General features: G+C 58.2%; 9 protein-coding genes and 2 pseudogenes. 6 read left to right on the top strand and 5 right to left on the bottom strand.

Annotation, left to right across the window (positions count from 1 at the left end):
* Window positions 1-19: 19 nt before the first annotated feature.
* The 3 genes from E3227_RS01700 to E3227_RS01690 form a co-directional block, all read right to left on the bottom strand.
* Entirely contained in the window at window positions 20-274 is a 255-nt protein-coding gene (locus tag E3227_RS01700) for a DUF3253 domain-containing protein (RefSeq protein ID WP_144317352.1), read from the bottom strand.
* A gap of 5 nt (window positions 275-279) precedes the next feature.
* Entirely contained in the window at window positions 280-645 is a 366-nt protein-coding gene (locus E3227_RS01695) for a DoxX family protein (protein ID WP_144317351.1), read from the bottom strand.
* Between the two features lie 185 nt (window positions 646-830).
* Window positions 831-3260, bottom strand: coding sequence for a DUF262 domain-containing protein (locus E3227_RS01690; protein ID WP_144317350.1), 2430 nt, complete (start codon window positions 3258-3260; stop codon window positions 831-833).
* Between the two features lie 553 nt (window positions 3261-3813).
* Between E3227_RS01690 and E3227_RS11790 the strand changes: the two genes are divergently transcribed.
* Window positions 3814-3945 carry a hypothetical protein gene (locus E3227_RS11790; protein ID WP_259787936.1) on the top strand — a complete coding sequence of 44 codons (132 nt, stop codon included), beginning with the start codon at window positions 3814-3816 and terminating at the stop codon, window positions 3943-3945.
* A 203-nt stretch (window positions 3946-4148) separates the two neighbouring features.
* On the opposite strand, the gene E3227_RS01680 is transcribed toward E3227_RS11790, so the two are convergent.
* Entirely contained in the window at window positions 4149-4598 is a 450-nt protein-coding gene (locus tag E3227_RS01680; RefSeq protein ID WP_144317348.1) for a hypothetical protein, read from the bottom strand.
* A gap of 96 nt (window positions 4599-4694) precedes the next feature.
* Here E3227_RS01680 and E3227_RS01675 point away from each other — a divergent pair.
* From E3227_RS01675 to E3227_RS01655, 5 genes and pseudogenes are all read left to right on the top strand, one after another.
* Window positions 4695-6998: pseudogene (locus tag E3227_RS01675) on the top strand (class I SAM-dependent DNA methyltransferase); the annotation flags it as partial.
* A 58-nt stretch (window positions 6999-7056) separates the two neighbouring features.
* Entirely contained in the window at window positions 7057-8400 is a 1344-nt protein-coding gene (locus E3227_RS01670) for an IS256 family transposase (RefSeq protein WP_144317347.1), read from the top strand.
* A gap of 27 nt (window positions 8401-8427) precedes the next feature.
* A pseudogene (locus tag E3227_RS01665) lies at window positions 8428-8853 on the top strand (type IIL restriction-modification enzyme MmeI); the annotation flags it as partial.
* An 8-nt stretch (window positions 8854-8861) separates the two neighbouring features.
* Window positions 8862-10826: a DEAD/DEAH box helicase gene (locus tag E3227_RS01660; protein ID WP_144317346.1), complete on the top strand. Its 1965-nt coding sequence runs from the start codon at window positions 8862-8864 to the stop codon at window positions 10824-10826.
* Window positions 10823-11980 (top strand): GIY-YIG nuclease family protein, encoded by a 1158-nt coding sequence (locus E3227_RS01655; RefSeq protein ID WP_144317345.1) that lies wholly within the window; start codon window positions 10823-10825, stop codon window positions 11978-11980. The genes E3227_RS01660 and E3227_RS01655 overlap by 4 nt, the downstream gene beginning before the upstream one ends.
* An 84-nt stretch (window positions 11981-12064) precedes the next feature.
* Here the strand turns inward: E3227_RS01655 and E3227_RS01650 are convergent, their stop codons facing one another.
* Window positions 12065-13885: an ATP-binding protein gene (locus E3227_RS01650; protein WP_144317344.1), complete on the bottom strand. Its 1821-nt coding sequence runs from the start codon at window positions 13883-13885 to the stop codon at window positions 12065-12067.
* Window positions 13886-14059: the final 174 nt, after the last annotated feature.

Below are 14059 nucleotides of genomic sequence, written 5' to 3'. Positions count from 1 at the left end.
CATCTACCCCCGCACGGGGTTACCAGCCCGGGCCACGCCGCAAACGGATCGGCCCCTTCGCACCTTCCGCGTCCACGACCGCGTCGCCTTGCGTGGCTACGATTGTGCCCTCCCGTGCCATCTGAGCTGCGGTTTCACGCACAAAGGGCATAAGCTCACGCCACGTGTCGCCACCGAGCTTGCGGGCCACCTCCGAGGGGCAGATTGAGGACTCCGGGGCGCGCACGGCAAGCTTATCGACGACCCCCTGACGCACCTGATTTGCCGACACCATCAGCCCTAACCCTTGCGGCCCTTGTAGATGCCCCACGCCGCGCGGATCATAGGAACCTGCAGCGGGACCCGGGCGATGGTGATCAACTGGAGGTACCACGGTTTGCGCCGCCACAGCCACGCCATGTACATGTTCGCCGGCCAGACCGCAGTCAGGAGCACTGCTGCGCTCAGGCCTCCGACTTTGCGGGTACGCGGGGCGGCGAGCAGCGCCGCCGTGGTTAGTTCCGCCACGCCGGAGGCGTAGGTGTAGAAGCGCTGCGAGCCGGGCAGTTGGGGAGGAACGATCCCGTCGAAGGGTTTGGGTCTGACGAAGTGAAGCATGCCGGCCGTAGCAAGGGCGGGGGCAAGCGAATTTCGGAGGAGGTTCATGTGGCCAGTGTACAAGTGTTCGATTAGAGTTCGGGGGGTGTAGGGAGTTTAGGTTCGTGGTCGGGCAGTGGGGGCGCAGTGCAAAATGTTGCGCGACTGAGAACCTGACCTGGGGAAGTGCACAATGTTGCCCCGGATCGGCAACATTGTGCACTCGGCGCATGCTGGGGCTTCGGGTGACTGGGCTAAAAGTGGTCAAGGCGCCGCAGCAGCTTTCCAACCTCGCCGTTGAGCAGCTGTACGTGCATCTGGCTTCCACCCATCATCCGAGAGATGAGAACCATAAGTGCGAGACATGCCAAAACCTCCTCGGCCGAGAGGGTCTCCACCGGGTGGGTGGATAGGTATGACTTGAGATCTTGCCCGCCCAGTACAGCCTGCGGCTCTGCGGGAAATCGCGGCTGCAGGGCGGCAATGAGATGCTCACGCAGCTCGGTTGTCTCTGTTTCATCCAGGATGCTTCCCTCTACTTCCTCTACCAGCGGCAGGAGAGCGGTGATCGCGCTGTACGGGGATACCTCGGCCGGGTCTGGATCTGGGGGAGAATCTTGGCCAGCGGACGCCTTGTGCTTACGGAAGAGTGTGATGTCATTGGGGTCGAATCCGATCGCTTCACACATTCTTCGAATGAGTGCAACTTTCTGTGCCGTGGAGGTGTTGACGCGTACTGAGAGGGCGGGGTCAACCTGGCGCAGCTTTGCGTTGGGCGGTATGTGGGTCGCACTGCTGTGGGTGTCTAGCATGGCCTCGGACTCGGCTGCGAAAAGCACCGCCTCCCGGTGGGTTTCCATCCACGATCTTAAAACTGCGATCAACAAGTCCGTCCAAGTTTTTACTGCTGTCTTCGCGCCGCCGATCTCGACTGCAGACACTTCGACACCGGTGAAGTCCGTGTCCTCGCCCAGGGGTTCTGATTGAAGTACGTCGCGGACGGGCTCGAAGTCAGTTCGTGGCATGGGCCAGACCTCGAGCGCGCGGGTGGCCATTTCTTCAGAGCGTTCGCTGAGTTGTTCCAGTCCCCACGTCGTCTGTCGTTTTATGAAGTTGTTAATCGTGTAGGGCGACTGGTGGAAGCCCCCGGGCATTTCCTTTTTGGTCTTGAACGACGAGTTCGAGTACTGCGAGTTGTAACCGGTGATGGTGAGGTTGGCGATCCTGTTGACCCAAGTACGGTGGATTGCCTCGGCGTCGGGCCCGAGCTCTTCCCGCCAGGCATTGCTCAAAGTCTGGGGCATGATGTGTTCGATGGTGAGCTCGCCCTGAACCAAGTAGTTGGCAATGTCCGCTACATCGAGGGAATGCCCTATCTCGAGCATTTGGAATACGTAGGGTCGGTAGCTCAGTTTCATGTGGTAGAAGTCTCGGGTGCGGAAGGATTCGACAAACTCGTCGTCGTCGGGGAACCTGCCGCTGTGGCCGCGGCTTAGCAGCATGTACGCGAGGATGTCGCTGTACCTCTCTTCACCACGACGCAATTTCCTCAGCTCGGAGTATGCGTTGGCAAAGATCTTGTTTAACGCGTTGGATGCTACGGACACAACAACGCGACGGAAGACGTACGTCTCAATGAGCGCCAGGAGGGACGTGAAGTCATCGGCGCTGATCACGCCCTCCTTGAGGTCGCGGTAGGTCAGCCACAGGAAAGGCTTGACCACGTCACCGAAGACCATATTGGCAGTGCGCAGTCGGCGGTCCACGGCGGGAATGCCGGTGTCTGCTTTGGTGAGAGCCTTCTCAAAGGTGGAGAACATATGCAGATCCTTGACGACCTCGGGCATGGTCTTGGTCGATTTTGCCGAGTAGTCCTTGAACGCTTCGAAAACATCAGCTTCCTTCGGCGTCTTGGAGGTCTGTGCGGTTAGATACCAGCGGACGAAGGTGTCCGTGCGGAACTCGACATTTTTCTCCATCTCGTTCCAATACTTTTCGTACACACGCTCCTGCTCCTCGTGGGGTAGATCCATCAGCACGAGGTTGCGGATCTTGTCGGATTCCTTGAGCGCAAGTCCAGTTGAGTTGAGGGTCTCGAAGATGCGCTGCGGATCATCTCCTGGTTCGAGGTCAAGGTGCATGACCTGTAGGCGCGAGATGCCCTTGTTCCAGAGGTCATCGGCGTTGAGGTGAGTCTTCCGGAGGCGCTGCCTGAAATAGGAGTAGTTAGCCGTGATGTTGGACCTGGCGTTGAAGAACTCCGGCGAACCGAACAATCTCTCGTAAGAATCCTGGTCGTCCTTGATGGGCTTGAGCTTGAACTTTTGCTTCTCGGTGCCTCCCAGGAGCAGGTAGTTGTTCATCAACCGTGTGGCTAATCCTTCTGATCCTTCTTCCACCTCGCCGTCACGCACCGCATGAACGAGCGCGAGGATGAGCAGGCTGACCGTGGTCAGGCGCTGTTGACCGTCGATAACCACCCAAGTAAAAGAGTCTTCGGGGTTACCCACCACCGACCCGAAGAAGTGGCGTTCGCGTCCCTCGTCAACCATTTCCTCGATATCGTTGAACAGGCGTTCGCACTGCTTCGTGGTCCAGTCGTAATTCCGTTGGTAGACGGGAATGACGAGCTTCTTGTCTATACCGTCGAATGGCTTGTGGATCTCTTTCACATCGCCTTTCACGGCGGCCTCCTCCTGGTGGATTAACGTGCTAAATCACCTAATTGGCACTCTCGGTGTTATTGGCACAGTCTAAGCTCCCTTCCTCGGACACGAGAGGTGAGGATGGCACCGAGATGGCTGAGATCACAGTGGTAGGCGGGGTCGCAGAGTTCTACCCTGAGATGTTGTAACTTGCCGCCGGTGAGATGGGCGAACCAGGGGACAGGGCGGATATTCCCGCCGCATTGGCCCGCCCTGTGAGTGATGCCTTCGAGACTCTGGCAAAAATAGAGCGCGCCCTCGACAGTATCGTCGTCACCATCGACACGAGTTTGCTGCGCTGGGCGGCGAGCAAACCCGGCCAAGATGAAAATCACGAGCTACTCGGGGCGCACGAACCGGTCGGTCACCATCTTCGGGCTCGAGTGCGCGCAGTTTGTCGACGCCCTCCTGACGCGGTTGCCAATGAATCCCACCTCCGGTTTTCGAAACTGTCACTCACTTCGGGGCCAAGGTTGAAAAGGTACGGCGTAGCTGGCACCCGCTGGAACTAATGCCCGCAGCAGAGGAATGGATGAAAGCATGGGGCGAGGCGCAGCGCCATGAATTCGATGAGGTCTTAATCCCCGTGCTGGATGTCACCTACGGGGCGGTGAATGACCTGGTTGCCAACGTCGAGTGCGAACAGCGGTTCGCCCTTGGATGACGCTGCGTAGTCCGACCCAGAGGATGAGATCGATCTCAACGGCAATCAGCGGTACTCAGCTAGGTAACGGATCTTGGGAGTAATCTCGATCTTGCTCTTTCCCTCTTGATTACGCTTGATAATCAGCTTTGCAGCGGCTATCTGCCCCGAAGTTGGCGGGGTGGTTGTTTTGGGGACGTAGGGGCGTTGTGAACTCTTTGCGGTCATTCGTGATCCCTCCCATCCATCGCATCAAAGCCTTGTACTACCTGCTGTACGACAGCGTCGATAAGTTGGTTCTCATTCTCCCCAAGAAATGGGAGGTCGTCAAGAGAGTCCAGGATAGCGATCCCCAGCGCAACCTGCTTAGACTCCTCACGAGCGCATAATTCCGTGGCCCACCGCAGGTTGGAGTGCCACTCCTTCATGAGATCCTGTTCTCTTGTGTTCTTCATAGTCTGGTTCACACCTAGCCAGGCGATGGTCGCGGCACCTGTGGGGCCGGCAATCCGTGAGGTGAAATCAAGAAGCTGCGATCGCCCTTCGGTGGTGCTATCGAAGATCAATGCGGTGTAGAGCAGTAATACAAAGGTTCCGAGCACAATGATCGATGCAAAAGCCCAGACGGGTAGGTGTTTCCGACCGCTCCGAGTAAAGGAACTGTGCCCATCCATGGCCAGGATTCTAAGGGCTCTGCAGCTCGAAGGCGCGGTAAGCTTTCCTGTCAGATATGTGTGCTTAGCCCTACAAGTGAAATTAAAGGACCCCACGTGCCACGTCTGAACCTCAAAGACATCGAGGAGCGCATCAAGCCGCTCGCCGGCCGCGATAGCTACGACCGCGAGTTCATCTTCGAGCTGCTGCTCGCTTTCGGTCGCTCCAAGGGCAACGTGACCCGCCTGCGCAACGGCTCGCTCAACGTCGCGGAAGATCCGGACCGCGAGGTCGCGCAGAAGAACGTGGTGTACTTCCGCGAGACCACTGCGGACCTGCTCCACGAATTGGAGGCTCTGCGGGTCGAGCCCGCGGTGGTGAAGTACCGGCCCCGCTTCGTCATCGTCACCGACTACCGCGATCTCATCGCCTACGACACCAAGACGACGGAGAACCGCTCCTTCCCGCTGCGCGAGATTGGCCAGCACTTCACCTTCTTCCTGCCGTGGGCGGGCATGGAGAAGGCGCAGTACACGGCTGAATCGCACGCGGATGTGCGGGCGGCAGAGAAGATGGGCTCGCTTTTCGACGAGCTCGCGTCCGCCAACCCCGGCCTCCTCGAGGACCCGCACACGCGCCACGGCCTCAATGTGTTTTTCACCCGCCTGCTGTTCTGCTACTTCGCCGAGGACACGGGCATTTTCGGCCCCAACCAGTTCACCAATGCGGTGGCATCGCACACGCTTGCCGACGGCTCCGACACCGACGACTTCATCAAAGACCTCTTCGCAGCACTCGACGAGGCGGCCCCGGAGAAGAAGCCGGCGCACCTGCGGGACTTTCCCTACGTCAACGGCCGACTCTTCCGCTCGTCCGCCAACCTGACGGTGCCGCGGTTTAGCGCCGCGGCCCGCCAGATGCTCATTGACTTGGGCACGCAGATTTGGCTGGACATCAATCCGGATATCTTCGGTTCGATGTTCCAGGCGGTGGTCAGCCCGGGCAAGCGGTCCAATCTGGGGCAGCACTACACGTCGGTGCCCAATATTTTGAAGACCATCGAGCCGCTATTCCTCGACGAGCTCAAAGAGGAGTTTGAGGCGAGCTACGACAGCGCGCCGAAGCTGCAGAAGCTGCTGGACAGGATTGCCGAGATCAAGGTGTTCGATCCCGCGTGTGGATCCGGAAACTTCCTCGTCATCGCGTACAAGGAGCTGCGCCGCCTCGAGCACGCCATCCTGCAACGCCAGGCGGACCTGCGCGAAGGGGACATGCTGTTCACCGAATCCCGCATCAACATCGAGAACTTCTACGGCATCGAGATCGACGACTTCGCGGTCGAAGTCGCTGTCCTTTCCCTCTGGATTGCCAAGCACCAGATGAACGAGGAGTTCCGCGAGCAGTTCGGCACCTCTATCCCGCTTATCCCGCTGAAGGAGACGGGCCAGATTCGCGCCGGAAACGCCGCGCGTGTGGATTGGAACGAGGTGTGCCCGAACAATGGGACGGATGAGATCTACTTGATTGGGAACCCGCCTTATAAAGGTGGAAAGTCTCAGCCTCCGGAAATGAAGGCGGATTACCCGTACGTGTTCGAAGACCGGAAATATTCAAAGGACTTGGACTATATTGCCTTGTGGTTTGTTAAGGGCGCGGACTACATCTCCGGTACTAAGGCCTCGCTGGCTTTTGTATCAACAAATTCAGTGGTTCAGGGTGAACACGTCGGGTTGATGCACCCATTTCTAAACGCTGCAGGCGTGGAAATTGGTTTTGCGCATACTTCCTTTAGATGGGAAAACAACGCTAAAGCGAATGCTGGCGTAACCGTTGTAGTAATTGGGTTAAGGCCGGTGTCACGACGCTCAAAGTATATTTTTACGGAGGCGGTTGCTGTCGAAGCTCGAAATATCAATGGCTACCTCGCGGATGGTCCAGACATCCTAATCACACGTCGGCTAAGACCCCTCTCTTCTGCTCTTCCTAAGATGGCACTTGGCTCTGTTCCCAAAGACGATGGTCAGCTCCTTCTAGGTCCGCAGGATAGAGATAAGCTCATAAATCAAATACCGGAAGCTCGTCGATGGATTAAGCGTTACATAGGTGCGAGTGAATTTATACAAGGTCGTAATCGATATTGCCTTTGGTTTTCGGACGATGAAGGCCTCGTGGCCGAAGAGATGTTTTCTCCTAAGATGGTCAGAATCCGCAATTTCCGAGCCACCAGTACTTCCGCGAATACCCGAGAAATGGCTAATAAGCCTCACCGGTTTTGGCACGTAGCCTATAAACCCACCGATTCGATCATTGTTCCGCGGGTTTCCTCGGAAAGGCGAACCTATATCCCGATGGGGTATCTTGGCTCTGAAACAGTGATCTCTGATGCTGCAAATGCCGTTTACGATGCCGAGCCGTGGCTGAGGGTGTCAGATGGTTTGTGTGTGAGGGATTCCCCTCACACCAAGGAGATGAACCAGAATGACTACCGTGGCACGACGAAACCCAGAGGACTCCGCAAAGATCAAAGCGATCGAGGAAAAGCTCCTCGCCAATCCTGAGATGGCGAAGCTGATCGACGAGCTCGGCACCTCCACCACGGATGCCAACGATCTCGTCCGGGGCCTGCTCCAGGCCTCGATCAACCGGGGCCTCAACGCCGAGATGGATGCCCACCTCGGCTACCAGCACGGCGACCGGAACAGCAAGGAAGCCGCTGGTCAGAACAATTCCCGTAACGGTTCCTACCCCAAGCGGGTCGATTCGAACTACGGACCGGTCGATGTCGCTGTTCCCCGGGACCGTGACGGATCCTTCCTGCCGACAATGGTGCCCAAAGGATCCCGCCGGCTGACCGACGTCGACGACATGATCATCAGTCTCTATGCCGGTGGCATGACCGTCCGAGACATCCAGCACCACATGGCCACCGCCATGGGCGTGGACATCTCCCATGAAACAATCTCCGCGATCACCGATGCGGTCCTCGAGGAGGTCATGATCTGGCAGAACCGCCAACTTGATGAGTTCTACCCCGTGGTCTTCCTCGATGCGTTACGGATCAAAGTCCGTGACGGGGGCCGGGTGGTCAACAAATCCGCGTACCTGGCTATCGGGGTGGACATGGAGGGGATCAAACACATCCTGGGTATCTGGCTGGCTAAAGAGGAAGGAGCCTCGTTCTGGGCGCAGGTGTGTGCCAACCTCGCTACCCGCGGAGTGCACGATGTGTTCATCGTGTGCTGTGACGGGCTCAAGGGTCTGCCGGAGGCTGTGGAAGCCACCTGGCCGGATTCGATGGTCCAGACCTGTGTCGTCCACCTGATCAGGGCAGCAAACCGGTGGGTGGCCTATGGAGATCGTAAGGCGGTGTCCGCCGAGTTGAAGAAGATCTACACCGCCCCCACCGAGCAAACCGCTCTGGCGGCGTTGACGGAGTTCGAGGCCTCCGAGCTGGGGGAAAAGTATCCGCAGTCAGTCAAGGTGTGGCGCGATGCGTGGGACCGGTTCATCCCGTTCCTTGAGTTCCCACCGATGGCTAGGAAGGTGATCTACACCACGAACTCGATTGAGTCGATGAACAACGAGCTGCGTAAAGCCACCCGGAATCGGGTGCAGTTCACCAACGATGAGTCTGCGATCAAAACCGTGTGGTTGATGATCTGCAACATTGAGGACAAACGGGCCGCCAAGCGTGCTAAGCAGGGCAAACGGGTCGCGGCGACCAGCGGCCGGCTGATCGAGGGCAGGCGGGTGACGAACTGGAAGCAGGCCATCAACCAGATGTCTGTGGCTTACCCTGACCGCTTCGAGCCCTACCTCTAATAATCACGCCCCACACACAAACAACTTGACACGCTCCCGTGGCTTTTTGCCTTGCTCACATCGCGCATGCACATGGTGTGGGCACGCGCAGTCGGAGGCAAGATGAAGACCGATTACCGCTACTCCAACACCATCGTCTACAACAACTTCCCGGTGCCGCAGCTTTCAGACGTCGACAAGCGAAAGCTCACTGAAAAGGCCCTACGGGTGCTTGATGTGCGCGAGTACCACTGCGAGAAGACGCTGGCGGAGCTCTACGACCCCGACCTCATGCCGGACAACCTGCGGGCGGCGCACAAGGACGTCGATGACCTGGTGGATTCGCTGTACTCCAAACGCGTGTACGAATCCGATGAGGACCGGTTGTCTGACCTGTTTGCTATGTATGAGTCCATGATCGCCGCGGAGAAAGCGGCGAAGCCGGTGAAGCGGGCGCGCAAGGCCAGGAAGTAGGAGACACGATGGGCAAGCATTCGCGGGAGAACCTCGTTGAGGTGTACTACGCGCAGGACGGGACATCGGTTAGCACTGACGAGATGGGCATGCGCGAGATGCAGCGGCGCGTGTACGAGCAGCGGGCCGCGCAGTATCTGTTGATCAAGGCCCCGCCGGCATCGGGCAAGTCGCGAGCACTGATGTTCGTCGGCCTGGACAAGCTGTTCAACCAGGGGCGTAAGAAAGTCATCGTCGCGGTACCGGAGCGCTCCATCGGCGGCTCGTTCGCGCCGACGAATCTCACAAGCAACGGGTTTTTCGCCGACTGGGATATCAAGCCGGAAAACAACCTGTGCACCCCCGGTAGCAGTGCGAGCAAGGTGGACGCGTTTATCCGCTTCCTCGAAGGCCCGGACGCGGTCCTGGTGTGCACGCACGCGACACTGCGCTTCGCCTTTGAGAAGCTCACGCCCGCCGACTTCAACGGGACTGTCCTGGCCATCGACGAGTTCCACCACGTCTCCGCAGACCTGGAAAACTCCCGGCTGGGTAACCTGCTGCGCGAGGTGATGAACGGCTCCGACGCGCACATCGTGGCCATGACGGGTTCCTACTTCCGCGGCGACGCGCTGCCCGTGCTCCTGCCCGGGGACGAGGCGAAGTTCACCCCCGTCACCTTCAACTACTACGACCAGCTCAACGGGTACCAGCACCTCAAATCCCTCGGGATCGGCCACCACTTCTACCAGGGGCGCTACACGGATGCGATCCACGAGGTGCTCGACCTGGACAAGAAGACCATCCTGCACATCCCCAACGTGAACTCCGGCGAGTCCACCAAAGACAAGATCGAAGAGGTCGGCTCCATCATGGACACCATCGGTGAGGTGGTGGGCACCGAGGAGGACACGGGCATCATTCTCGTGCGGCGGCGCGATACCGGCGACATCCTCCGCATTGCGGACTTGGTGGATGACACCGACCAGAAGGCGCGCGCCCGCACACTTGCGTACCTGGTGGACTCCGCGTCGAAGGACCGCGACGCAGTTGACATCATCATCGCGCTGGGAATGGCGAAAGAGGGTTTCGACTGGCCCTTTGCGGAGCACGCGCTGACCGTGGGGTACCGGGCGTCGCTGACGGAGATCATCCAGATCATCGGCCGCGTCACCCGCGACGTTGAGGGTAAATTGCACGCGCAGTTCACCAACCTGCTGGCCGAGCCTGATGCCTCGCAGAGCGAGGTGACGGTGTCGGTGAACAACATGCTCAAGGCGATCACCGCCTCCCTTCTCATGGAGCAGGTCCTCGCCCAGAACTTCAACTTTAAGGCGAAGAAAGACCCGAATGACACCAGCGAGGGAAACAACCTGAAAATCTCCGGGCTGAAAGAACCGTCCACGGACCGGGTGCGGCAGATCGTGTCCACCGACCTCAACGACCTCAAGGCGAAGATCCTGCAGGACGACACATTTGCGCGTGCGGCCGTCGGCAGTGTGGAGGCCCAAACCACGAACAAGGTGCTCATCCCCAAGATCATCCGTGAGCAATACCCGGATCTGACCGAGACCGAGGTGGAAGAGGTGCGCCAGCGCGTGGTGGTCGACTCCGTGATCAAATCAGGCCGTGAAAAGCAGGTGGGTGACAAGCGGTTCATTGAGATGGCGAACCAGTTTGTCAACATCGACGACCTCACCATCAACCTGATTGACTCCATCAACCCGTTCCAGCGGGCCTTCGAGATCCTCTCCAAGTCCGTGAACACGTCGGTGCTAAAGCTCATCTCCGACTCCATCTACGCAACCCGCGTGGAAATGTCGCTCGAAGAAGCACTCGCCTTGATCCCTCAAGTGAGGGCCTGGATCACGGCCAACGGCAGGGAACCCGACCGGCGGACCGAAGACAGTGAGGAGCGCAGGCTCGCCGACGCCCTCCTTGTCGTCCGCAACGCAGCAGCGCAACGCAAAGCCGAATTGGAGGCAGGGAAGTGACCGAAGACTACATTAACGCCCAACTGGACGCTCTGATCGCTTCCGACACAGACGGGCTGCTGGACACCCCTGAAAAGCCGGCCCCGGTCACCGCGACTGACCGCCTGACACGGGCCTTCGGGGAGATTGTCGAGTTCGTCGAGGCCAACGGGCGCGAACCCGACCCGAACACGATGACGATCTCGGAGCGAAAGCTCGGTGCGCGGCTCGTGGGGATCAGAGCCAGCGAAGACAAGATGGAGGCGTTGCGTGAGGTCGACCATCTGGGCCTGCTCGCCCCGCAAAAGGCACCGGCCTCGATAGATGATCTGCTGGCTTCGGATGACCTCGTGGGCGCGGTGTCGGACATCTTCGATGTGTCCAGCCTTCCCGCCCGCAAGAGTCCTGACACCGATCACGACCGGGCCACGCGGATCAAGGCGGCTGATTTCCAACGCTTCGAGCAACTCTTCGCCGACAAACATGCAGGACTGGCCAGCGGCGACTGGAAGTTGACCACCTTCGTCGGCGAACGCAGCATCAAGGAGGGCCGCTTCTTCGTCACCAGCGGTGTGATGGCGTTTGTGGCGGAGGTGCGCGAACCGCTAGAGGGGGAGACGAAGCCGCGGCTTCGCGTCATCTTCGAAAATGGCACGGAGTCCTCCATGTACCGCGAATCGCTGGCCACGCGACTCTACGAGTCGAATGGCCAAGCGCTCACGCGGGCGAGGATGGACGCCACCGAAATCGGTGATGCCGACGTAGACACCGGGCATATTTACGTGTTGCGCTCGCTCAGTGAACATCCGGATCTCCGTGGCCTGGAGAACCTGTACAAGATTGGATTCACCACGGGGACTGTCGCGGCGCGGATTGCCGGCGCTGAGAAAAGTCCGACGTATCTCAATGCTCCGGTGGAGGTGGTCGCGGACTATCGCGTCTACAACGTACGTCCCTCGGCACTCGAACACCTGCTGCACCGGGTTTTTGCGTCAGTACGGCTCGACGCCTCAGTGGTTGATGAGGTTGGCGGCTCGGTGGCCGCCACAGAGTGGTTTATGGTGCCGCTCGGCGTCATTGACCAGGCCATTGAGCTGATCATGTCGGGCGACATCGTGGACTACGTCTACGAGCCGTCGGTGGGGGAGCTGGTCCCGCTACCGGGCGAGGGGTGAGCGAGGGGGGAGCTCGACCTCGGAAGCGGCAAAGGGGCACAGGAGTCGGTGAGCACCACTACCCAGGACTCGAGCGGAGCGAGCCTAGGCGACCGCGTGTGCAAGTCGGTAGGCTCTGTTCCTACTGGTCGGAGGGGCGGTTGCAATGACTAATCCAGAACTGACGAGTTCCCGAAGGTGGAGCCTGATCGTCGCTGGGGACCGGTCGGTCAATTCGGCTATCTCTTGAGTTTTCAAGGGTTTGTCATGGTGAAGAACTTCAAGGATTGCAGCTGATGTTCCAGTGGGTACGTCACTTGTACGGAGGACAAAATGGTCCGGAGCAGTTTCGCGAAGCAGGCGTTGCCGGGCGAGGTCGCCGAGTTCAGCCCTGGCATCGTCGCTGTCCATGCCGACATGCCTGCGAAGATCCTGCGGTGAGACCGCTCCTAGGTCGCGAGCGAGGGTGAGAGCAATATCTTGAAAATTGTTCTTACCGTGTCCATAGGTATCCAGAAACTGCCGAGCCTCATGTGTGAGTAACCCAAACCTCGGCAGTGTCACAGTGAATGTCGAGATCTTGTCTTTGAATTCCGGTCTCGGGAGCCCGCTTTCCTGCATCGCCTTCAACATGCGGGGTATTCCGCTGCCCTGATTCTCCGCGACTTGCTTAAGGTCGGCATCGATGACATAGCTAAGCAAGTTCGCAAGACCGGTATTCCGCGATACAGAACGCCCATCTGTGATGTTGTCTTCCGTGCGGTCCGCCCACAGCCCACCAGGGCTGGTTATCTCGACACGGTCAGGGTAGATGTCTACTGCGATTTGCTGGCCTCTTTGGTATTCGCCGTAATCCCGGTGCATTACCGCATTCGCGATTGCCTCACGGATGGCAATCGGAGGTACTTCTTTTTCTTCGCGAATGGTTCCTTCAGATTCCACGTACCTGGTTCGTAGTTCTTTTAGTACTGCTTGCACTGCATCATCGATGGCAAGAGGCATCCCGCCGTCACATCTTCTTCTAGTCAGAAATCGTTGTCCTCCGGTCCCGGTTCCTTTCTCCAGTCCCGGATGCGTAGTGACATCGATGAAGAACTGCGGAAAAAACTGTTGTGGGTAGCCACCAAAGACCAATAAACCAGAAAGTGTCGGCTTACCATTAGCGACCACTTTCAATCTGATTAGTATTTCTTTGGTAGACGATGCATCGTCTCCGACGCGGGAGCCGAGATCGGTGAGACGCTCAATGAGATTCTCGACGCGATCCGACGAAAGATCCTCGAGAGTAGCCTCTGCGACGGGCTGCAGGTCCGTAAGGTCCTCGTCGAACCTGTGGCTCAGACTAAAGATTTCGTATTGATTGAGTAGCTGATCCTGGTCAAGTACTCGTTTGTAGCTCCCTTTAGCTATCTGCTTTGAGCTGACGAAGCATGGCATCTGTTTTCGTAGTCGGAGCGAATCGGCTAGCGGCTCAATTCGAATCGCGATAATCTCAGTTTCTTCAATGGTGAGGGTAGCGATGCGGTACTCGGGTACCGGCGTAACCTTAGGTTCCGCGTTGGGCGCCTCCCGCAAACCTCCGGTTACCTGGTCCTGGACTTTTTCGAAGTCAAATCCTTTCGTAGGGGTAAAATCTGGCTCGTCGAGCCCGAGAAGGATAAGGCCACCTTCTGTGTTGGCGAATGCACTGACGGTCTCCCAGAAGCTCGTGCCCACCTTCGTTGTGCAACGCTTCACCTCGACGCGTTCATTGTCTGTACCCGTTCTGCGAAGCTTCGCGAGCTCTACTTCTATTTCGTACAGCCCGAAGAGGGTTTCGTTAGTGCCGTCATTAACAACAGTGGATGCGCCCATACCTGACATGATAACAGTGAGGACTGGCATGATATCAGTGAAAACCAATATGATGACAGTGAAAACTGACATGACGATAGTGAGAACCGATATGATGACGCCGATGTTATGATGTTGCGGCTCTGTCCGCGTGGAAGTATTGGCGCAGTTTTGAATGAGGGCAGTGACGAGCCCCCACGCCTATTCAGGCGGCAAGCCATCCAAGATCTTCGCTCGGTTTGCTCCCTTTTCCGCCGGGACAGCGGC

It is taken from the genome of Corynebacterium sanguinis (genome assembly GCF_007641235.1).
Lineage (GTDB): Bacteria > Actinomycetota > Actinomycetes > Mycobacteriales > Mycobacteriaceae > Corynebacterium > Corynebacterium sanguinis.
This window is presented reverse-complemented; position numbering and strand designations above follow the sequence as displayed.

Bases quoted from the DNA above. Each gene is read 5' to 3' on its own strand.
- E3227_RS01700 (WP_144317352.1), bottom strand. From the start codon at position 274: ATGGTGTCGGCAAATCAGGTGCGTCAGGGGGTCGTCGATAAGCTTGCC.
- E3227_RS01695 (WP_144317351.1), bottom strand. From the start codon at position 645: ATGAACCTCCTCCGAAATTCGCTTGCCCCCGCCCTTGCTACGGCCGGC.
- E3227_RS11790 (WP_259787936.1), top strand. From the start codon at position 3,814: ATGAAAGCATGGGGCGAGGCGCAGCGCCATGAATTCGATGAGGTCTTA.
- E3227_RS01680 (WP_144317348.1), bottom strand. From the start codon at position 4,598: ATGGATGGGCACAGTTCCTTTACTCGGAGCGGTCGGAAACACCTACCC.
- E3227_RS01670 (WP_144317347.1), top strand. From the start codon at position 7,057: ATGACTACCGTGGCACGACGAAACCCAGAGGACTCCGCAAAGATCAAA.
- E3227_RS01660 (WP_144317346.1), top strand. From the start codon at position 8,862: ATGGGCAAGCATTCGCGGGAGAACCTCGTTGAGGTGTACTACGCGCAG.
- E3227_RS01650 (WP_144317344.1), bottom strand. From the start codon at position 13,885: ATGTCAGTTTTCACTGTCATCATATTGGTTTTCACTGATATCATGCCA.